19 protein-coding genes are annotated in these 19,199 nt (G+C 60.9%); 13 read left to right on the top strand and 6 right to left on the bottom strand.

Annotated features, from left to right (window positions below; genetic code table 11):
• Positions 1-4: 4 nt before the first annotated feature.
• From ACSBQQ_RS07905 to ACSBQQ_RS07915, 3 genes are all read right to left on the bottom strand, one after another.
• Positions 5-1,786 (bottom strand): GMC family oxidoreductase, encoded by a 1,782-nt coding sequence (locus ACSBQQ_RS07905; RefSeq protein ID WP_004931432.1) that lies wholly within the window; start codon positions 1,784-1,786, stop codon positions 5-7.
• Between the two features lie 2 nt (positions 1,787-1,788).
• Positions 1,789-2,514 carry a gluconate 2-dehydrogenase subunit 3 family protein gene (locus ACSBQQ_RS07910; protein WP_033646320.1) on the bottom strand — a complete coding sequence of 242 codons (726 nt, stop codon included), beginning with the start codon at positions 2,512-2,514 and terminating at the stop codon, positions 1,789-1,791.
• Between the two features lie 307 nt (positions 2,515-2,821).
• On the bottom strand, positions 2,822-3,487 hold the full coding sequence (locus tag ACSBQQ_RS07915; RefSeq protein ID WP_004931439.1) for a transglycosylase SLT domain-containing protein: 666 nt from the start codon (positions 3,485-3,487) through the stop codon (positions 2,822-2,824).
• A 109-nt stretch (positions 3,488-3,596) separates the two neighbouring features.
• Here ACSBQQ_RS07915 and ghoS point away from each other — a divergent pair, with 109 nt between their 5' ends.
• The 6 genes from ghoS (at position 3,597) to ACSBQQ_RS07945 (ending at position 8,682) form a co-directional block, all read left to right on the top strand.
• Complete coding sequence (ghoS, locus tag ACSBQQ_RS07920; protein ID WP_033646321.1) at positions 3,597-3,896, top strand: type V toxin-antitoxin system endoribonuclease antitoxin GhoS; 300 nt, start codon at positions 3,597-3,599, stop codon at positions 3,894-3,896.
• Between the two features lie 131 nt (positions 3,897-4,027).
• Positions 4,028-4,972, top strand: coding sequence for a metal ABC transporter substrate-binding protein (locus tag ACSBQQ_RS07925; RefSeq protein ID WP_033638313.1), 945 nt, complete (start codon positions 4,028-4,030; stop codon positions 4,970-4,972).
• Positions 4,969-5,859, top strand: a complete 891-nt coding sequence (locus tag ACSBQQ_RS07930) for a manganese/iron ABC transporter ATP-binding protein (RefSeq protein WP_033638312.1) — start codon at positions 4,969-4,971, stop codon at positions 5,857-5,859. The genes ACSBQQ_RS07925 and ACSBQQ_RS07930 overlap by 4 nt, the downstream gene beginning before the upstream one ends.
• Positions 5,859-6,719, top strand: coding sequence for an iron/manganese ABC transporter permease subunit YfeC (gene yfeC / locus ACSBQQ_RS07935; RefSeq protein ID WP_015377686.1), 861 nt, complete (start codon positions 5,859-5,861; stop codon positions 6,717-6,719). The genes ACSBQQ_RS07930 and yfeC overlap by 1 nt, the downstream gene beginning before the upstream one ends.
• Positions 6,719-7,573 carry a metal ABC transporter permease gene (locus ACSBQQ_RS07940; protein ID WP_033646322.1) on the top strand — a complete coding sequence of 285 codons (855 nt, stop codon included), beginning with the start codon at positions 6,719-6,721 and terminating at the stop codon, positions 7,571-7,573. The genes yfeC and ACSBQQ_RS07940 overlap by 1 nt, the downstream gene beginning before the upstream one ends.
• 239 nt (positions 7,574-7,812) lie before the next feature.
• A complete protein-coding gene (locus ACSBQQ_RS07945; protein ID WP_033646323.1) occupies positions 7,813-8,682 on the top strand; it encodes a fructosamine kinase family protein in 870 nt (289 codons plus the stop codon).
• A 35-nt stretch (positions 8,683-8,717) separates the two neighbouring features.
• Here the strand turns inward: ACSBQQ_RS07945 and ACSBQQ_RS07950 are convergent, their stop codons facing one another.
• Positions 8,718-9,278, bottom strand: coding sequence for a YniB family protein (locus tag ACSBQQ_RS07950; RefSeq protein WP_033638308.1), 561 nt, complete (start codon positions 9,276-9,278; stop codon positions 8,718-8,720).
• Between the two features lie 185 nt (positions 9,279-9,463).
• Here ACSBQQ_RS07950 and ACSBQQ_RS07955 point away from each other — a divergent pair, with 185 nt between their 5' ends.
• The 4 genes from ACSBQQ_RS07955 (at position 9,464) to ACSBQQ_RS07970 (ending at position 14,019) form a co-directional block, all read left to right on the top strand.
• Entirely contained in the window at positions 9,464-10,744 is a 1,281-nt protein-coding gene (locus tag ACSBQQ_RS07955) for an HdeD family acid-resistance protein (protein WP_060428573.1), read from the top strand.
• 64 nt (positions 10,745-10,808) lie between these two features.
• Positions 10,809-11,474, top strand: a complete 666-nt coding sequence (hxpB, locus tag ACSBQQ_RS07960; protein WP_033638306.1) for a hexitol phosphatase HxpB — start codon at positions 10,809-10,811, stop codon at positions 11,472-11,474.
• Between the two features lie 423 nt (positions 11,475-11,897).
• Positions 11,898-12,446 carry a metal-dependent hydrolase gene (locus tag ACSBQQ_RS07965; protein WP_049212644.1) on the top strand — a complete coding sequence of 183 codons (549 nt, stop codon included), beginning with the start codon at positions 11,898-11,900 and terminating at the stop codon, positions 12,444-12,446.
• Between the two features lie 181 nt (positions 12,447-12,627).
• Positions 12,628-14,019 (top strand): L-cystine transporter, encoded by a 1,392-nt coding sequence (locus tag ACSBQQ_RS07970; protein ID WP_033638304.1) that lies wholly within the window; start codon positions 12,628-12,630, stop codon positions 14,017-14,019.
• A 63-nt stretch (positions 14,020-14,082) separates the two neighbouring features.
• On the opposite strand, the gene phnX is transcribed toward ACSBQQ_RS07970, so the two are convergent.
• Together phnX and phnW are read right to left on the bottom strand one after the other, a co-directional pair.
• Entirely contained in the window at positions 14,083-14,892 is an 810-nt protein-coding gene (gene phnX / locus ACSBQQ_RS07975) for a phosphonoacetaldehyde hydrolase (protein WP_033653909.1), read from the bottom strand.
• Between the two features lie 9 nt (positions 14,893-14,901).
• Positions 14,902-16,005 carry a 2-aminoethylphosphonate--pyruvate transaminase gene (gene phnW, locus ACSBQQ_RS07980; protein WP_041034837.1) on the bottom strand — a complete coding sequence of 368 codons (1,104 nt, stop codon included), beginning with the start codon at positions 16,003-16,005 and terminating at the stop codon, positions 14,902-14,904.
• Between the two features lie 155 nt (positions 16,006-16,160).
• Between phnW and phnR the strand changes: the two genes are divergently transcribed.
• From phnR to phnT, 3 genes are all read left to right on the top strand, one after another.
• The gene (gene phnR, locus ACSBQQ_RS07985; RefSeq protein ID WP_033653907.1) at positions 16,161-16,880 is read left to right on the top strand and encodes a phosphonate utilization transcriptional regulator PhnR; all 720 of its coding nucleotides are present in this window, start codon (positions 16,161-16,163) and stop codon (positions 16,878-16,880) included.
• Between the two features lie 175 nt (positions 16,881-17,055).
• On the top strand, positions 17,056-18,066 hold the full coding sequence (locus ACSBQQ_RS07990) for a 2-aminoethylphosphonate ABC transporter substrate-binding protein (RefSeq protein ID WP_049196135.1): 1,011 nt from the start codon (positions 17,056-17,058) through the stop codon (positions 18,064-18,066).
• A gap of 2 nt (positions 18,067-18,068) precedes the next feature.
• Entirely contained in the window at positions 18,069-19,199 is a 1,131-nt protein-coding gene (gene phnT, locus ACSBQQ_RS07995) for a 2-aminoethylphosphonate ABC transport system ATP-binding subunit PhnT (protein ID WP_407046269.1), read from the top strand.

Raw genomic sequence — 19,199 nt, forward strand, 5'->3', positions numbered from 1 at the left:
GTCCTTATGCTTGCACCAATGGGCCTGGGTTTTTCAGATACTGCTCGCGAATGGCGCGGGCAGACCAGTAAGCCAGCGCCGCCACGGTGCCGGTCGGGTTGTAGCCCAGCCCCTGCGGGAAGGCCGATGCGCCGATCGAGAACACGTTGTGCACGTCCCAGCTCTGCAGATAGCGGTTGACCGCGCTGGTCTTCGGATCTTCCCCCATCACCGCGCCGCCGTTCATGTGGGTGGTCTGGTAGCTGGTGGTGTCGAAGTGGCTGTTGGCGTTTTTCGGGCTGCCGGCGATCAGTTTCGGGTTCATCGCCTTGGCGATCGGCGCCATCTTGTCGTACATGAACTGCGCCATCTTGATGTCGTTCTCCTGCCAGTCGAACGTCATTCGCAGCAGCGGCTGGCCGAACACGTTCTTGTAGTTGGGATCGAGATCCAGATAGTTGTTACGATACGACTGGTGCGCGCCGTGGGCGTCCATCGAAACGTGGTGGGTGTAAGCATCCGCCACCGCCGCTTTCCATTTGCTGCCCCAGGCCGGGGTGCCCGGAGGCGTCGGCAGACCGGAGATCGGCTTGGTGCCCGCCTGGTTGACCCAGAACGGCGAACCGCCGACGAAGCCTTCTTTGGCATGGTCGAAGTTGTCGGCGTTGAAGTCGTCCACGCCCACACCGTTGCCGCCGGCGCCGATAAACGGGTTGGTGAACACGTCTTTATCGAAGAACGCCTTGATGGTGGTCATGTTCTGGTAGGCGAAGTTACGCCCGACCACACCCTCGCCGGTCACCGGATCGTAAGGCTTGCCGATGCCGGACAGCAGCATCAGGTGCACGTTGTGGAACTGGAACGCGCCCAGGATCACCAGATCGGCCGGCTGTTCAATCTCGCGCCCCTGCGCATCGACGTAGTTCACGCCGGTGGCGCGGGACTTGTCGTCGGTCAGGTTGACCTTCAGCACGTTGGCGTTGGTGCGCAGCTCGAAGCGTTTCTCCATGCGCAGCGCCGGCAAGATGTTGACGTTCGGCGAGGCCTTGGAATACATGTAGCAGGCGTAGCCGCTGCAGAAACCGCAGAAGTTGCACGGGCCCATCTGCGCGCCGTACGGGTTGGTGTAAGAATCCGAGGTGTTGGCGGACGGCAGGTTGTAAGGGTGGTAACCCACCTCCAGCGCCGCCTTCTCGAACAGTTGGGCGGAGTAGGTATTTTTCTGCGCCGGCAGCGGGAAATCGTCGGAGCGATCCGGCGCAAAGCGGTTGCCGCCCTTCTGCGCCACTTTCTGCCCTTTGATGGTCCAGGCGGTGCCGGAGGTGCCGAACACTTTCTCCGCCTTGTCGAAGAACGGTTCCAGCTCGTCGTAGGTCACGCCGAAGTCCTGGATGGTCATGTCCTTCGGAATGAAGTTTTTGCCGTAGCGCTCTTCATAGTGGCTGCGCATGCGCAGTTCGATCGGATCGACGCGGAAATGCACGCCCGACCAGTGCAAACCGGCGCCGCCGACGCCGGTGCCCGGCAGGAACGCCGCCAGCTGGCGGTAAGGCACCGCGGTCTGGCTGCTGTTATGGCGAATGGTGACGGTGCTTTTCGACAGATCCTGGAACAGTTTGCGGCGGATGTTATAGGTCAGCTCGTCGATCACCTGCGGATAAGACCCGTCCGGATAGGTATCGCGCATCGGGCCGCGCTCCAGCGCCACCACGTTGAGGCCGGCCTCGGTCAGCTCTTTGGCCATGATCGCGCCCACCCAGCCGAAGCCGACGATCACCGCGTCTACTTTTTTCATTACCGTTGCCATGCTTAGCCCCTCTCCCCACGAATCGAGACCGGCGGGAAGGGATAACGCTCCCCTCGCTCAACCCAGTCCATAAAATCGGCGCGCGCGCCCGGAAAATTAATCAGCTTCCAGCCCACCATGTCTTTGTTGCCGCCATGGATGGGATCGCTGAAGAAACCTTCGCGGGTGTTTTGCAGCAGATAGGAGAAGAACAGTTTCGACGGCAGCTGCGGGAACTCCGCCTCGCCGGACTCGAACTTTTGCAGCATGGCGTCTTGCTGCGCGCCATCCAGTTCGGCGAAGGCCTTGCCGGCGGTTTTCTTGCTGTAGGCGTCGGCGTCACTGATGCCGAGGTTGTAGATTTGCTTGGGCACCAGCGGCAGCTGATAGCCCATCTCCTTCGGCACATCGGGGTTGAACGGCCCCTGCATGTACCAGATGGCGCCGGTGGCGTACGGGGTATTCATCTGGCGATCGATAAACTCCGGCACGCCGGCTTCCAGTGCGCCGGGGCCGCGCTCGTCGGCCGGGATCAGGCGCGCCACGGCGGCCTTGATGAAGGCCCACTCTTCCGGGGTGAAAAAGGTCGGTTGGTAATCGTTCTGCGTTGAGGTGTTCGAGGCCGCGACCGCCGGTGTCGGTGCCGTCAGCGCGCCAACGCCGCTGCCACCAATTACCGCCGCAGGAATTAAGGTCATCGATTTCAACAAGAAATCGCGCCGCGAATTGTTGGTTTTATGATTCGACATGTCACATTCCATCCAAAGATAGTCACAACTATTTAACCGCAACCTTGCGATCGATACGGGTTTTTAAAATAATTTGTTACTTATTTGTATATTTATTGAAGGTCAGAATGCATCCAAGCGCAAAAATGTTACCGGTAACTTATTGAATGAACGTAAAGATTTATCCGCTAACGTAAATTTAACTTTTCGTGCGGTTTTTCCGATAAGCGGTGAGGAAATAACGAAAAATGAGAAGCAGCTCGCGCGCTGGAACGGCGTCGGAAACAAAATCGGCCGCGTTCAGCGGCCGATTCGACAAGGAAGAGGGTTACTGCGACATCGCCTGGTAGGCGGTGGTCACCTTCCACAAATAGCGCGGCGCCTGCGGCGCCGGGTGCTTTTTCTGGATGTGCTGATAAAACTCGTCCGGGCTCATCTGATTGATGCGATTCACCGCCACGCGCTTGTCCGAGGAGAAGGTGCGCAACATGGCGCCCGCCCCGTTCACGTACGAAACGATGGTGGCATAACGCAAAGTCTGTGGGTTGTTGATCCCGGCTAGCTGCTGGCTTTGAAGAATATTGATATAGGCCGTTCCCAGATCAATATTGACCGCCGGATCCTTCAGCTCACGCGAGCTGGGTTGCCCGCTTCGTCCTTTCATGCGATAGGCGTCGCGGCCGGCGGTAGAAGCCTTAAGCTGCATCAATCCCACTGCGTTCGAGGTGCTGACCACGTTCGGGTTAAACCCGGACTCCACCTGAATAATCGCTTTAATCAGCGTTTCGTCAACGCCGTAGTTGCTGGCGGCCTGACGAATGTAATCGTTATAGGCAACCGGCGTGCCTGTGCGGTTTACCGGTGCCTGCGGAGGGGGTTTTAACCAACCGCCGCGCGTTGTGCCACTGCCTGAAATATTGCTTGCCGTTTGCGGATCTTTGGCGCACCCCGACAAAAGCAAAATTGCCGTAAGGCAACCTATTTTTGTTTTCACAGAATCCCTCACTCCTTTCAATGAGTTGCGTAGCATATACAACTTGTAAGGACACCTGCAGTAATTTTTTGGGCTAATCTCAAGCTATCCATATACCAAGAGGTGATTTATGAGTCAATCTGCAACAAACTGCTTTGTGGTGACTTTTCGCTATCAGGAAGAGGGATTAACCGACCTGGCGAAGCTGACCGGGCAATTGACGCGCGAAGGTTTTGTCACATCGGTGACAGACGAAAATGGCGTGCACCATGAGCTCGGCAGCAACAGTTTTGCGTTCATAACCGTGCTGGATCAAGAGGATGTACAGCGCCTGGCGCAGGGGTTCGGCCAGTTGGCATTGGGAAAACAGCCGGAGGTGGCGATATGCGCCTGTAAGGACTACCTTCAGCGGTTACATACTGATACATAAAATGCTATAACTTCCCGGAGGGTATTATTTTTTCAGTTGGAGATGTACCCCGCCGGCGGTGGGCAAGTGACGCTTGACTTCGCTTCAATTGATATTGATAATCATTTTCATTTGAACCAGGAGACGTCATCATGCCATTGATAAGTTGTGCTTTTCGTCGCAGTCGCCCTTTCCGCGCTGCCACACTGTTACGCCCTTTCACGCTCGCCTGCCTGCTGCTCGGCGCCGCCTTGGTCAGCCAAAACGCGCTGGCGGAAAAAAAGCTGCGCGTGGTGACGACCTTTACCATCATTCAGGACATCGCCCAGAACGTGGCGGGTGATGCCGCCGTGGTAGAGTCCATCACCAAGCCGGGCGCCGAGATCCACGACTATCAACCGACCCCGCGCGATATCGTCAAAGCGCAGCACGCCGACCTGATCCTGTGGAACGGCATGAACCTGGAACGCTGGTTCCAGCGTTTCTTCGAAAACATCAAGCAGGTGCCGGCGGCGGTAGTCACCGAAGGCATTACCCCGCTGCCGATCCGCGAAGGGCCGTATAACGGCAACCCTAATCCGCACGCCTGGATGTCGCCGAGCAACGCGCTGGTATACATCGAGAACATCCGCAAAGCGCTGGTGGAGCACGATCCGGCCAACGCGGCAACCTATAACCGCAATGCCAAGGCCTACGCAGAGAAAATCGGCGCGCTGGACGCCCCGCTGCGCGAACGCTTGGCGCGCATTCCGGCCGCACAGCGCTGGCTGGTGACCAGCGAAGGCGCCTTCAGCTACCTGGCGCAGGACTATCAGCTGAAAGAAGTCTATCTGTGGCCGATCAACGCCGATGAGCAAGGCTCGCCGCAGCAGGTGCGCCGGGTGATCGACGCAGTGCGCGCCCACCATATTCCGGTAGTGTTCAGCGAGAGCACCATTTCCGACAAGCCGGCCAAACAGGTGGCGAAAGAAACCGGCGCCAAATACGGCGGCGTGCTGTACGTAGACTCGCTGTCCACCCGCGACGGTCCGGTGCCGACCTACATCGACCTGCTTAACACCACCGTGCAAACCATCGCCAAAGGATTCGATCAATGACCCATGAACCGTTTGTCCGCCCTGAGTTGAACGTGGACGACGTCACAGTGACCTACAACAACGGACACACCGCCATTCACAACGCCAGCTTTACCCTGAGCGGCGGTTCGATCTGCGCGCTGGTCGGCGTCAACGGCAGCGGCAAGTCGACGTTGTTCAAAAGCATCATGGGCCTGGTCAGGCCCACCGCCGGCCGGGTGTCGCTAAGCGACAAACCGGTGGCGGAGGCGCTGAAAAAGAATCTGATCGCCTACGTGCCGCAGACCGAAGACGTCGACTGGAACTTCCCGGTGCTGGTGGAAGACGTGGTGATGATGGGCCGCTACGGCAAGATGAACTTCCTGCGTATTCCGTCGCGCGAGGATCGGCTGCGGGTCGACAAGGCGCTGGAGCGCGTCGGCCTGAGCGAGCTGCGCGGCCGGCAGATCGGCGAGCTGTCGGGCGGCCAGAAGAAGCGCGTGTTTCTGGCGCGCGCGCTGGCGCAACAGGGCACCGTGCTGCTGCTGGATGAACCGTTCACCGGCGTGGATGTGAAAACCGAGAATGCCATTATCGATCTGCTGCGCGCATTGCGCGACGAGGGGCACCTGATCCTGGTCTCCACCCACAACCTCGGCAGCGTGCCAGAGTTTTGCGATCGGGTGATCCTCATCAACCGCACGGTGCTGGCCGCCGGCCCGACCGAAACCACCTTCACCCAGAGCAATCTGGAGCAGGCGTTCGGCGGCGTGCTGCGCCATATCAACCTCTCCGGCCCGGATCTGCACGATGACAACGATCCGCGCACCGTTACGGTGTTGACCGACGATGAGCGCCCGGCGGTGTTCTACGGCCACACCAAGAGCGATCCGCCGGCCAACAGCCAGGCCAGGGAGAAACAATCCTGATGCTGGACCTTCTGCTGCAACCTTTCAGTTACAACTACATGGTTAAGGCCATCTGGGTCAGCGCCATCGTCGGCGCCGCCTGCGCGTTCCTCTCCGCCTACCTGATGTTGAAAGGGTGGTCGCTGATGGGCGACGCGCTGTCGCACTCGGTGGTGCCCGGCGTGGCCGGCGCCTACGCCCTCGGCCTGCCCTACGCCGCCGGCGCCTTCTTCACCGGCATGCTGGCGGCGCTGGCGATGACGCTGGTGCGCCACATCACCCGGCTGCGCGAAGACGCCATCATCGGCTTTATCTTCTCCACCTTCTTCGCCGTCGGCCTGCTGATCGTGTCGCTCAACCCCACCTCGGTCAACGTGCAGTCGATCATCTTCGGCAACATCCTCGGCATCGCCGATGAAGACGTGCTGCAGGTGGAAATCATTATCGGCGTTTCGCTGCTGATCCTGTGCCTGGTGTGGAAAGACCTGCTGGCGGTGTTCTTCGACGAAAGCCACGCGGTGTCGATCGGCCTGTCGCCGCTAAAGCTGAAGATCCTGTTCTTCACCCTGCTCAGCGCCTGCACCGTCGCCGCGCTGCAAACCGTCGGCGCCATTTTGGTGATCGCCATGGTGATCACGCCTGGCGCTACCGCCTATCTGTTGACCGATCGCTTCAGCCGGCTGGTGATCATCGCCATCATCATCGGCGCATTGACCAGCGGCATCGGCGCCTACCTGAGCTTCTTCCTCGACGGCGCCACCGGGGGGGTGATCGTCACCCTGCAAACGCTGGTGTTCCTCGCGGCGTTCTTCTTCGCGCCGAAACACGGCCTGCTGGCGTCCCGCCGCCGCGTGGCGCATTCGCAAACCGGAGGCCGCTGATGGACACCCTGTATCAACTGCTCAGCGAACCCTTCGCCTACCCGTTCATGCAGCGGGCGATCGTCGCCGCCATCGTCACCGGCGTAGTGTGCGCAGTGCTCTCCTGCTACCTGGTGCTCAAAGGCTGGTCGCTGATGGGCGACGCCATCTCGCACGCGGTGCTGCCCGGCATCGTGGTGGCGTTCGTGGTCGGCATTCCGCTGGCGATCGGCGCCTTCCTTTCCGGCATCTTCTGTGCGGTAGCCACCGGCTACCTGAAAGAGAACAGCCGGGTGAAAGAAGACACGGTGATGGGCATCGTCTTTTCCGGCATGTTCGCCTTCGGCCTGGTGCTGTTCTCACGCATCGATACCGACCAACACCTGAGCCACATTTTGTTCGGCAACATGCTGGGCATTACCGACGGCGAGCTGAAGCAAACCCTGCTGATCGCCGGCATCACCCTGGCGGTGGTGCTGCTCAAGCGCAAAGACTTCATGCTGTACTGCTTCGATCCGCATCATGCGCGGGTGATTGGCCTGCCGGTCAAGCTGCTGCACTACGGGCTGCTGTGCCTGCTGGCGATGACCATCGTCGCCTCGCTGCAGGCCGTGGGGGTGATCCTGGTGATCGCCATGCTGATCGCCCCGGGCATCATCGCCTTTATGCTGTGCCGCCGCTTCGAACGCATGCTGGTGGTGGCGACGGTAGTGTCGGTGTTCTCCTGCGTGCTTGGCACCCTGATCAGCTTCCACATCGACGGCGCCACCGGGCCCTGCATCGTCATCGTACAGGCCGTGCTGTTCGTTATCGCCTTGTTGTACAGCAAGCTGCGTCCGTTACAGCGTAACCAAAACGCCCTCACCGGCGGTTAATCCCCTCCGATGCGGCGATGCCCTCTGCTCGCCGCATCGCCTGCCCCCGCTCATTGCGTTGTTGTCATCAAGTTGCAACCGGTATTGCGCTTAAATTAATCAATAGGGTATATACTTTGAGCTGGCGAGACGCTGAAAAAATCGCCACCTTTGACGCCGGCTGTGCGCCGCGTCGTGTTTTCACCACGGGAAAGACGCTAACCTAATGAATTATCAGGCAGCACAGAGGGGGAGATACCATGTGGCAAGCCGTTAGCCGTCTGTTAAGTGAACATCTTGGCAGCGCAGAGATACGCGAAAGGATTGAACTGCCCGGGGGCGACATTCACCCGGCGTGGCGCGTGAGTTACGGTGACAACGAGGTGTTCGTGAAATGCGACGCCCGTGAACAACTGCCGATATTCACCGCCGAGGCCGATCAGCTGGCGTTGCTGGCGCGCAGCAAAAGCGTGCGGGTGCCGGAAGTGTACGGCGTCGGCAGCGATCGCGACTACAGCTTCCTGCTGCTGGAGTATCAGCAGCTGAAACCCCTCGACGCCCACGGCGCCTACTGCCTGGGCCAGCAGCTGGCGCATCTGCACCAGTGGAGCGAGCAACCGCAGTTCGGTCTCGACTTCGACAGCGATCTGACCACCACCCCGCAACCCAACGCCTGGCAGCGCCGCTGGTCGGAATTCTTCGCCGAGCAGCGCATCGGCTGGCAGCTGCAGCTGGCGGCGGAGAAAGGCATGACCTTCGGCGATATCGACGACATCGTCGATCGGGTGTATCTGCGCTTGCAGCACCACCAGCCGCAGCCTTCCCTGCTGCACGGCAACCTGTGGCCGGGCAACTGCGCGATGACCACCAACGGGCCGATTCTGTTCGATCCGGCCAGTTACTGGGGCGACCGAGAGTGCGATTTGGCGATGCTGCCGCTGTATCCGGAGCTGCCGCCGCAGATCTACGACGGCTATCAGAGCGTGTGGCCGCTGGGTGCCGGGTTTATCGAGCGCCAGCCGCTGTATCAGCTGTACTACCTGCTCAACCGCAGCAACCTGTTCGGCGGCCAGCATCTGGTGGCTGCGCAGCGCGCGGTGGAGGCGCTGTTGCAGCCCGAGGCGTCGTAACGTTCCGGGGCGCCGCTCGGCGCCCCGTTCATGCCTCAGGCCGCGCCGGCCAACTGCCCCAACAGGCGGATCACGAACCAGGCGATCACCGCAATCACGATCGGCAGGATGTACAGCGGGAAGTATTGCAGGAAGATGGTGTGGTGCGGCAGCGTAATGCGCTCCTCCAGCTGCTGGCGCGTGTGCCCTTCGCTGCCCTTGGCCTGCTCCAGGATCATCTGGTCTTCCAACCCTTCGCGGATGAACTTGACCTGGCGCGACATGCGCGCGCCGGAAGCCTGCAGCGCCAGCCCGACGAAGATCAGTATGTAGATGATGATGAACATCAGATTGGCGCCGCTGAACAGGCTTTTATCCACGTCAGGCACCGGGGAGTTGTACCAGAAAAGATTCAGGAACGGCGTATTGAAACGCACCATGTCCACCATCACGTGGACAAAATCCAGCATCACCGCGTTGATGCCCTTAGTTTTTTCACTGTGCTGGTAGACAAAGCCCAGCACGGAAATCAGCGTAGACAGCAACGCCGGGATAAAAACCACCCATCCGAGAATGCGTTTCAAAATGGCGATACGCCCGGCCTGTTGATACGTCATGTGTTCCCCTTGTTAGCGACGTAACCGAATCGGCTAAGTCTACCTGCAGTTGGCAAAGCTCGCCCACCGTTTTCTTCATTCCCGCTGTGCTACAAGCTTAGCCGAATTCGCCGAAATCAACTGCTTAACGCCGTCCGGGCACTATCATTGAAGAGATAAAGTTATCCATTCGGGCAGAGGCCGCCATGATTCGACTGATTATCTTATTGCTGGGCGCGCAGGCGCTGCACGGCCAGCGTCGCCTGCTGGTGCTGTTCGGTTGGCTGTGGATAGCCGCAGGGGCGCTGGTGCTGTTCGACATACTGCAGGATGGCCGATCCGTGCTGGCGCTGGATGCGCTGGCGGTCATCCTGGCGCTGGAGGGGCTGGTGGCGATATCCGCCGCGCTGGTGATCGGCTCTTCCGCCAGCAGGCCGGTGCTGCTGAAGGGGCTGGGCTTCGTGTTTATGGCCTTTTTAATGTTGGACGTGCCCGCAGACGATAACATCGTCGCCACCGTTGTGTTTGGCAGCGCGCTGCTGCTTGACGGCACCGTGCGCATCGCCTCCTCCACGGTGATTCAACACAGTCGATGGAAAACCGTGGCGCTGGCGGGCGGCGGCGAGATCCTGCTTTCGTTGATGATTTTTGTCGGCTGGCCGGCGCCGCACCGGATGACGGTGCCCTTTTGCCTCGGCGTGATGATGGTGCTTTCCGGCTGGGCTTTATTGCGTATCGCCCGGAGGCTGGCAAGCTTCTCTCTGAATCAGCACCCCGCGCGGCAGCCACCGCCCCCGGCGGACGAGGCTACGCCGCTCACGGTGTATGTCTGGACACCGATTGGTGCGGCTAAAGATCCACGCCGGCGTTACATCGTCGACCGATACATCGCGGCGGTCGACGGCGGCGGCAATATCTCCACCGGTCATGCCGCCCTGGCGCTCGCGCCGGATGTGTATATCAGTCACTACCCGCTCAACGACATCAGCCATTCCGTTCAAGATTTCCGCCAGTTGCTGCATGCCGGCGAACAGAACAACGTCGACGGGCGTTTCCTGCCCGACCTGCCGGGCGAGATCGCCGCCTGGTGCCCGCCGGACAAGAAAATTCAGTTCTATCGCTATAACCCGGCGGCGCTGCGCGCATTCTGGCTGCGGTATCGGCAGGACGCGACTTACAACCTGACTCGGCGCAACTGCTCCACCACGGTCATCGGCGCGCTCGACAGCGCGCTGGAGGGCGTGCTGGGCGATAAACATCTGTGGCGCCGTTTTCTGTTATTGGTGCTGGATCCCAATCTGTGGATGCTGGCGGTACTGCGCAGCCGTGGCGAAAGCATGACCTGGACGCCGGGACTGGTGCTGGACTATGCCCGCATGTTGCAACAGGTCACCGAGCGCCAACACCAACGCTGGTGGTTAAAATTACGCGAGGTGTGGAATATCCTTCGCTTTGGCAAAAGCCAAACGCGCAGGCAAAGATTTTAGTCTCGCCACCGGCGATGATAGAGTATCGGGCACATTCACCCGCGCCGGCAGGAGTTAACCGTTAATGGCTTATTCGCAACGCATTGAAACCGCAATTTTTGATATGGACGGCTTGTTGATCGACTCGGAACCGCTGTGGCTGCAGGCCGAGCTGGATATCTTCGGCGCGCTGGGTCTGGATCTGTCCGATCGCCACAAACTGCCGGACACCCTGGGGCTGCGCATCGATCTGGTGGTGAAGATGTGGTACCAGGCGATGCCGTGGCAAGGCGTATCGCTCGATGAGGTGTCGGCGCGGATTATCGAACGCGCCATCGAGCTGGTGCACGAGACGCGCCCGCTGCTGCCGGGCGTCCGGCAGGCGCTGGAGCTGTGCCGCGAGCAGGGGCTGAACATCGGCCTCGCCTCCGCCTCGCCGCTGCACATGCAACGGCAGGTGCTGAAGATGTTCGATCTTGAGGGCTACTTCGATCAGTTGGTTTCCGCCGAATACCTGCCGTACAGCAAACCGCACCCTGAGGTCTACCTGATCGCCGCCGAGCGCCTGGGCAGCGATCCGCTGCGCTGCATCACGCTGGAAGACTCCTTTAACGGCATGATCGCCACCAAGGCCGCGCGCATGCGTTCCATCGTCATCCCGGCCGCCGAATACCGCCACGATCCGCGCTGGGCGCTGGCGGACCACCAGCTGGAGACCCTGGAACAGCTCACCCCCGCCCACTTTGCCTGACCTGCGGCGCCGGCCACCGGCGCCCTGGCTTTGCCGCTCTGCGGCATAAAAGGGATCCGCGCCGCAAAACAAACGAAACAGTGTTTCATTATTATTGAATTGGCATGTTGTTATTATTATGCTGGGCGGCAGGGAAAGCGACGGCCCGCGGAGCGTTGTCACTGCCACGCAGCGCTGTTCAAGGCCGCCGCTTCCTCCCGCCGCACGCCAAACAACCGCCCTCGTTTCTTTCCGTTCCGCACCGCCCATCGCCCGCCGTTAATTCTCACCGGTCAAAATCGATGATTTGTTACGCATTGCCGTAACAACCCATTGTAAAACAGGGGAAAATAAACAATTGGTTACAGGGTAACTGCTTCCACTACTGGGAATTTTCCCATATACTGGATAAATTAACAGTTTACCAGCCGGAATCGCAACAGCATGACCGCGGAAGGACACCTTATATTCTCTGTCGCTTGCGCGATCTTCGCCAAGAAGGCGGAAGTGACGCCAGAGCTGGCTACCGGCGACTGGTGGCACATCATACCCGCCGCGCTGCTGACCTCGCTGCTGCCGGATATCGATCACCCCAAGTCGGTGCTGGGCCAGCGTCTGCGCTGGCTCGCCATTCCCATCGCCCGCGCATTCGGCCACCGCGGTTTCACCCACAGCCTGCTGGCGATCGCCGGCGGCATGGCGCTGTTCCAGCTGGACGTGCCGCGCAGCTGGCCGATCCCGGCCGACGCGCTGCACGCCATGATCATCGGCTACTTCAGCCATCTGCTGGCCGATATGCTCACCCCCGCCGGCGTGCCGCTGCTGTGGCCGTGCCGCTGGCGTTTTCGTCTGCCGCTGCTCAACTCGCAAAAAGGCAACCAGCTCGAGCGTGTGTTGTGTCTGTGCCTGGTGGCGTTTGCCATCTGCTGGCAAGGTGATTTCACCCTGCCGGTGCAATCCTATGTCGAGCAAATCAGAAATATTAGACTCTGATCACAAAAATCCGCTCAACCAATCACCTTCATGTATATAAAATGAACAAAAACACACAAAAAGCTATATCAAATTCCATTTGGATATAAGTAGGCCACTCGGCAAACTGTTACGATATTTACATCGCGACATACGTGATGCGTAGTCGTTTTTATAAGAAAGATGATTGGAGACATTGGGGATGAATTTTCCGCTCGTGATTAACGTGCTGGTGTTTGTCGCGCTCCTGTTGCTGCTGGCGCAAACCCGCCACAAGCAATGGAGCCTGGCGAAAAAAGTGCTGGTCGGCCTGGTGGTCGGCGTGGTGTTCGGCCTGGGCCTGCAGCTGGTGTACGGCTCCGACAACCCGGTACTGAAAGAATCCATCAGCTGGTTCAACATCGTCGGCAACGGCTATGTGCAGCTGCTGCAAATGATCGTCATGCCGCTGGTGTTCGCCTCGATCCTGAGCGCGGTGGCCAAGCTGCATAACGCCTCTTCTCTGGGCAAAATCAGCGTCCTGACTATCGGCACGCTGCTGTTCACCACGCTGATCTCGGCGCTGGTGGGCGTACTGGTCACCAACCTGTTCGGCCTGACCGCCGAAGGCCTGGTGCAGGGCGCGCAGGAAAGCGCGCGCCTGACGGCAATCCAGACCAACTACGTGGGTAAACTGGCCGATCTGACCGTGCCGCAGATGGTGCTGTCGTTCATCCCGAAAAACCCGTTCGCCGATCTGACCGGCGCCAGCCCGACGTCGATCATCAGCGTGGTGATTTTCGCCACCTTCCTCGGCGTGGCGTCGCTGCAGCTGCTGAAAGACGACAAGCCGAAAGGCGAGCGCGTGCTGGTGGCTATCGACACCCTGCAAGCCTGGGTGATGAAGCTGGTGCGTTTGGTCATGAAACTGACGCCGTACGGCGTGCTGGCGCTGATGACCAAAGTGGTTGCCGGTTCCAACATTCACGACATCGTCAAGCTCGGCAGCTTCGTGGTGGCCTCGTACATTGGCCTGGCCATCATGTTCGTGGTTCACGCCGCCCTGCTGGCCTTCACCGGCGTTAATCCACTGAAATTCTTCCGCAAGGTGTGGCCGGTGATCACCTTCGCCTTCACCAGCCGCTCCAGCGCCGCCAGCATTCCATTGAACGTGGAAGCGCAGACCCGTCGCCTGGGCGTGCCGGAATCCATCGCCAGCTTCTCGGCTTCGTTCGGCGCCACCATCGGCCAGAACGGCTGTGCAGGCCTCTACCCGGCAATGCTGGCGGTGATGGTTGCGCCGACCGTCGGCATCAACCCGCTGGATCCGGTGTGGATCGCCACCCTGGTCGGCATCGTCACCATCAGCTCCGCCGGTGTGGCGGGCGTGGGTGGCGGCGCCACCTTCGCCGCGCTGATCGTGCTGCCGGCGATGGGCCTGCCGGTGACGCTGGTCGCGCTGCTGATCTCGGTCGAACCGCTGATCGACATGGGCCGTACCGCGCTGAACGTCAACGGCTCCATGGCGGCGGGCACCATCACCAGCCAGCTGATGAAGCAAACCGACAAAACCGTGATGGACAGCGAAGACGAAGTCGAATTGGCTCACCGTTAACGCCGTCTCAAAACGAAAAAACCGGGGATTCTCCCCGGTTTTTTTATGCCCCGCGCCCGGTCGTTACGGCCGCTCGCCGTCCGCCAGCCGCCGGTTGATGTCGGCGATAACGCCCGGCAATTGCGCCAGCGTGTCTATCACATAATGTGCGCCCGCCGCATACAGCTTATCGGCGGCCGCCGTACGGCGCAGCTCGATCTCTGCCGCCGCCATTTGGCGGTACTCCTGCCAGGTCGCGCCAAACTCGTTGCCGGACAGCGCCAGCCCGACGCTCCACATCCCGGCGTTCAGCCCTTCATGAATGCCCGGCACCGCGTCGTCCACCTTCACGCAGTGCGCCACCGCATCGATGCCCAGCGCGATGGCATTCTGCAACGCCATCCACGGCCCCGGCCGCCCGCCGGCCGCGAGATCGTCAGTGGCGACCCAGTAATCCGGCGCGTAGCCGCGCTGCGCGGCGGCAGGCACCAGCACCTCCATCACCGCACGCGGATAACCGGAGCAGGAGCCGATTTTAATGCCCTGTTCGCGCAGCCCGGCAATCACCTGTGGCACACCCTCGATGGGATCGGCGAAGTCGATCACTTTGGCGATTTGCAGCGGCATAAACGCCTGATACAGCGCGTCGATGTCCTGGTGGCTCATCGAGCGGCCCAGCTTCTGCCGCCAGCGCGCGTCGACCGCCGGCAGCTTGCCCAGCGCCTCGATGTGCTGCCATTTGCCCAGCCCCATCGGAATGCGCGCCTCCGCCAGGCTGATGTCGATATCGAAGGTTTGTTTGAACGCCTCGACGAAAATCTGCGTTGGCGCAAAGGAGCCGAAGTCCACCGTGGTGCCGGCCCAGTCGAGGATCACTGCGTTGATCTGTTTCATGGTCAATCCTTATTGATTCCAGTACATCGCCTGCCCGACGGCCGCCAGCAAACGTTCGATATCTTGCGGATAAATTTCCCCGATGTTGCCGATGCGGAAGCAGTCGCTCTGCGACACTTTGCCGGGATAGATCACAAACCCTTGCTGTTTCAGGCGCTGATAAAATTCGGCGAAGCGGTAAGTGTCGGCCTTTGGCGAATAGAATGCGGTGATGATCGGCGAATGCAACGCATCATCGAGCAGAGTCTCAAAGCCCAGCTCGCGCATGCCCGCCACCAGCCGCCGCTGATTGGTTTGATAGCGGCGGTGGCGCGCGGCAATGCCGCCCTCTTGTTCCAGCTCTTTCAGCGCCTGCGCGAAGGCCAGCACGGTGTGGGTCGGCGACGTAAAGCGCCATTTGCCGGCCTGGTCTTCCATACAGCGCCACTGGGCATACAGATCCAGCGACAGCGAGCGCGAGCGGCCGGCGCATTTCTCCAGTTCGCTGCGGCGGGCGATGACGAAAGCGAAGCCCGGCACGCCCTGAATGCATTTGTTGGCGGAGCTGATCAGAAAATCGATGCCCAGCGCGTCTACATCCAGCGGGATGCCGCCGAAGCTGCTCATGGCGTCGACGATAAAGGTCTTGCCGTTGCGCGCCGCCAGGCCGGCGACCTTCTGCAGCGGGTTGAGCATGCCGGTGGTGGTTTCGCAGTGCACCATGGCTATATGGCTGATGCGCGCATCGCTTTTCAGCACCGCCTCCATCGCCGCCACGTCCGGCTCATTGACCTCGCCGCAGTCGAAAGCGTGGTGGTCGATATCCATCAGCCGCGCCATTTCGATCATCCGCGCCCCATAGGCGCCGTTGTTGACGATCAGCAGCTTGTCCTGCGGGCCGATGGCCGTGCCCAGCACGCCCTCCACCGCAAAGCTGCCGCTGCCCTGCAGCAACACCGAGGTGTAACCGGCGGACGGCGTCGCCAGCGCCACCAGCTGCTGCCGGATGCTTTGCACCACGCCCAGGTTGTAATCTTCATCCCAGGTGCAGCTGTCGAACAGCATCGCCTCTTTTACCGTTTTCGACGTGGTCAACGGGCCGGGGGTCAACAGCAGGTAGTTTCGATCGGACATGTTATTCACCTATTTGGTCTATACCAGATTGCAGGCATTGTGGCGGCAAATTCCTTCCCCGGTCAAACGACAAAGCGCGGTGAAACAAAAAATTCATCTGGCTATGTATAATAAGCGCGTGCCGGAATGACGGGCCGATGCCATAGCGAGATGAAATGAAAGAACATCAGGGCGAAATGCCCCACTACCTGCAGATCAAGGATCAGCTTCAGGCGCGCATCACCCGCGGCGCGCTGCAGGCGGGCGATAAGCTGCCTTCGGAGCGCGAGCTGTGCGCCATCTTCTCCACCACCCGCGTTACCATTCGCGAGAGCCTGGCGCAGCTGGAGGCCACCGGCGCCATCTATCGCGCCGATCGCCGCGGCTGGTTCGTCACGCCGGAACGGCTGTGGCTGGATCCGACGCAGAACACCAACTTCCACCGCCTGTGCCAGGAGCAGGGGCGCGCGCCGCGCACCGCGCTGCTGTCCGGCGAAAAAACCACGGTGCCGCTCGACGTGATGCAGCCGCTGGCGCTCGAACCCTTCGACCAGGTGTATCTGCTGCGCCGCGTGCGCTACGCCGACGGCCGCGCCATCTGTTATTGCGAAAACCACTGCCTGCCGCAGCGGGTGCCGGAACTGCTCAGCCACGATCTCAACGGCAGCCTGACCGAAGTCTATCAACAGCATTACGCGTTGATTTACAGCAACATGCACCTGTCGTTCTACCCGACGGCCCTGCCTTACCGCGCCGCCAACGCGCTCGGCGCCATGGTCGGCCTGCCCGCCTTATTGCTGCGCCGGTTGAATTACGACCAGCACGGCCGCATTCTCGATTTCGATATCGAGTACTGGCGCCACGACAGCCTGCGCATCGAAGTCGATACGCTTTAACCCCGCATGACAGGGGCTGCGCCCGCCGCCCCGCCTTTCTCCCCCACGCCCAATTCCCCGTTGCCGGCAAATATATTTTGCCGCTTTCATTTGTTTGTCATATTCGCCGATTAGCGTGGCCGCATATCTGGTGTATACCAGTTACGCATAAATCCGCAACAGTGAGGCTGAAGCTATGAAACTTTCTCGTCTGGTCGTGATGACCGCCATCGCACTCGGCTCCGCGCCGGCCTGGGCCGCCGACGCGGTGGTGACCGTCTACTCCGCCGATGGTCTGCACGCCGGCGATCACAGCTGGTATCAAACCCAGTTCGACGCCTTCACTCAGGCAACCGGCATCAAGGTGCAGTACGTCGAAGGCGGTTCCGGCGCCATCGTAGAGCGGCTGTCGAAAGAGCGCAGCAACCCGCAGGCCGACGTGCTGGTGACGCCGCCGCCGTTCATCCAGCGCGCCGCCGCGGAAAAACTGCTGCAGGATTTCACCCCGCAGGATGCGGCGCAGATCGCCGACGCTCAGCCGCAGTTCGTGCCGCTGGTAAACAACTACCTGAGCTTCATCTATAACGCCAAACTGTTGCCGCAGGCGCCCGCCAGCTATCAACAGCTGCTGGACGCGCAGTTCCGCAACAAGCTGCAGTACTCCACGCCGGGCCAGGCCGGTGACGGCACCGCAGTATTGCTGCAGGCGTTTCACAGCTTCGGTAGCAAAGACGCCGGTTTCGACTACCTCGGCAAGCTGCAAAGCAACAACGTCGGCCCTTCCGCTTCCACCGGCAAGCTGACCGCGCTGGTCAATAAAGGCGAGCTGTTGGTGGCCAACGGCGATCTGCAGATGAACCTGGCGCAGATGCGCAGCAACCCGAACGTGCAGGTGTTCTGGCCGGCCGGGCCGGACGGCAAGCGCAGCACGCTGGCGCTGCCTTACTATGTCGGCCTGGTGCAAGGCGCGCCGCAAAGCGCCAACGGCAAAAAGCTGATCGACTTCCTGCTGAGCAAAGAAGCGCAGAGCAGCGTTAGCGCCATGTCCTACGGCATGCCGGTGCGTAAGGACGTCATCCCGACCGACGATAACTTCAAGCGGTCGCAGGCGGCGCTGAAAGGCGTGGACATCTGGGCGCCGGACTGGAATCAGGTGGTAAGCAGCCTGTCCGCCGATATCTCACGCTGGCACAAGGTGACCGAATGACGCTGACAATGCCCTCTACCCTCTCTTCCCGCGCCGAGGCGCGGGATAACAGCCTCGACATCGCCGGGCCGTCGGGCATCCAACTCGACCGCGTCAGCGTGTCGTATCGCGGCACCGAAGTGCTGAAACCCCTGACGCTCACCATCGCCCCCGGCGAAGTGCTGGCGCTGATCGGCCCCTCCGGCTCGGGCAAAACTACCGTGCTGCGGGCGATCGCCGGTTTCGTGCAGCCTTCCGCCGGGCGTATTGCCATCGGTGACGTCGATGTCACCGACGTGCCGCCCTATGAGCGCGGTCTGGGCATGGTGGTACAGAACTACGCGCTGTTTCCGCATATGCGCGTCGAGGACAATGTGGCGTTCGGCCTGCGCGCCCAGGGCAAGCCGCGCGGCCTCACCGCCGAGCGCGTCGAGGAGGCGCTGGCCATCGTCGGCATGTCCGCCTACGCCAGGCGTTATCCCAGCCAGCTCTCCGGCGGCCAACAGCAGCGCGTGGCGATCGCCCGCGCCATCGCGGTGCGACCCAAAGTCTTGCTGCTGGATGAACCGCTGTCGGCGCTGGACGCGCAGATTCGCCACAGCATGGTGGAAGAGATCGCCCGCCTGCACCGCGAGCTGCCGGAGCTGACCATCCTGTACGTCACCCACGATCAGGGCGAAGCGCTGACGCTGGCGGACAAGATTGGCATCATGCGCGACGGACACCTGATCGCCCACGGCGAGACCCGCGCGCTGTACCGTCATCCCACAAACCGCTTCGCCGCCGAGTTCCTCGGCCGCGCCAACCTGCTGCCGGCCACCGCGCTGGAAACCACCGCCGGCCAAGGCATGACCACCGTCAGCTGCGCTGGAAAAGTGATCGGCTGTTTCACCTACGGCGCACAACGCGGCTTCGACAAACTGCTGTGCATTCGGCCGCAGCATATTGCGCTCGATGCCGATGCCCAGCGCAGCAACTGCATCGTCGGCACGCTGCGCGATATTCACTGGCAGGGGGAGTTGACGCACCTGCAGTTCGACGCGCAAGGCCACCCGCTGCGCGTGGTCACCACCCACCGCAGCCGGATGCCGCAGATCGGCGAGCGCGTGCCGCTCTATTTCGCCCCTGACGACGCGGTACTGATCGAGGACTGA

Origin of the sequence: Serratia sp. G204Y, from assembly GCF_051172435.1 — a bacterium.
GTDB classification, from domain to species: Bacteria; Pseudomonadota; Gammaproteobacteria; order Enterobacterales; family Enterobacteriaceae; genus Serratia; species Serratia sarumanii.

Excerpts from the sequence above, each read along its gene's own strand:
- ghoS (WP_033646321.1), top strand. The coding sequence starts at position 3,597 with ATGAGTCAATCTGCAACAAACTGCTTTGTGGTGACTTTTCGCTATCAG.
- ACSBQQ_RS07965 (WP_049212644.1), top strand. The coding sequence starts at position 11,898 with ATGACCGCGGAAGGACACCTTATATTCTCTGTCGCTTGCGCGATCTTC.
- ACSBQQ_RS07970 (WP_033638304.1), top strand. The coding sequence starts at position 12,628 with ATGAATTTTCCGCTCGTGATTAACGTGCTGGTGTTTGTCGCGCTCCTG.
- ACSBQQ_RS07925 (WP_033638313.1), top strand. The coding sequence starts at position 4,028 with ATGCCATTGATAAGTTGTGCTTTTCGTCGCAGTCGCCCTTTCCGCGCT.
- ACSBQQ_RS07940 (WP_033646322.1), top strand. The coding sequence starts at position 6,719 with ATGGACACCCTGTATCAACTGCTCAGCGAACCCTTCGCCTACCCGTTC.
- ACSBQQ_RS07950 (WP_033638308.1), bottom strand. The coding sequence starts at position 9,278 with ATGACGTATCAACAGGCCGGGCGTATCGCCATTTTGAAACGCATTCTC.
- ACSBQQ_RS07905 (WP_004931432.1), bottom strand. The coding sequence starts at position 1,786 with ATGGCAACGGTAATGAAAAAAGTAGACGCGGTGATCGTCGGCTTCGGC.
- yfeC (WP_015377686.1), top strand. The coding sequence starts at position 5,859 with ATGCTGGACCTTCTGCTGCAACCTTTCAGTTACAACTACATGGTTAAG.
- ACSBQQ_RS07910 (WP_033646320.1), bottom strand. The coding sequence starts at position 2,514 with ATGTCGAATCATAAAACCAACAATTCGCGGCGCGATTTCTTGTTGAAA.
- ACSBQQ_RS07945 (WP_033646323.1), top strand. The coding sequence starts at position 7,813 with ATGTGGCAAGCCGTTAGCCGTCTGTTAAGTGAACATCTTGGCAGCGCA.
- ACSBQQ_RS07930 (WP_033638312.1), top strand. The coding sequence starts at position 4,969 with ATGACCCATGAACCGTTTGTCCGCCCTGAGTTGAACGTGGACGACGTC.
- phnW (WP_041034837.1), bottom strand. The coding sequence starts at position 16,005 with ATGTCCGATCGAAACTACCTGCTGTTGACCCCCGGCCCGTTGACCACG.
- ACSBQQ_RS07955 (WP_060428573.1), top strand. The coding sequence starts at position 9,464 with ATGATTCGACTGATTATCTTATTGCTGGGCGCGCAGGCGCTGCACGGC.
- hxpB (WP_033638306.1), top strand. The coding sequence starts at position 10,809 with ATGGCTTATTCGCAACGCATTGAAACCGCAATTTTTGATATGGACGGC.
- phnR (WP_033653907.1), top strand. The coding sequence starts at position 16,161 with ATGAAAGAACATCAGGGCGAAATGCCCCACTACCTGCAGATCAAGGAT.
- phnX (WP_033653909.1), bottom strand. The coding sequence starts at position 14,892 with ATGAAACAGATCAACGCAGTGATCCTCGACTGGGCCGGCACCACGGTG.
- ACSBQQ_RS07990 (WP_049196135.1), top strand. The coding sequence starts at position 17,056 with ATGAAACTTTCTCGTCTGGTCGTGATGACCGCCATCGCACTCGGCTCC.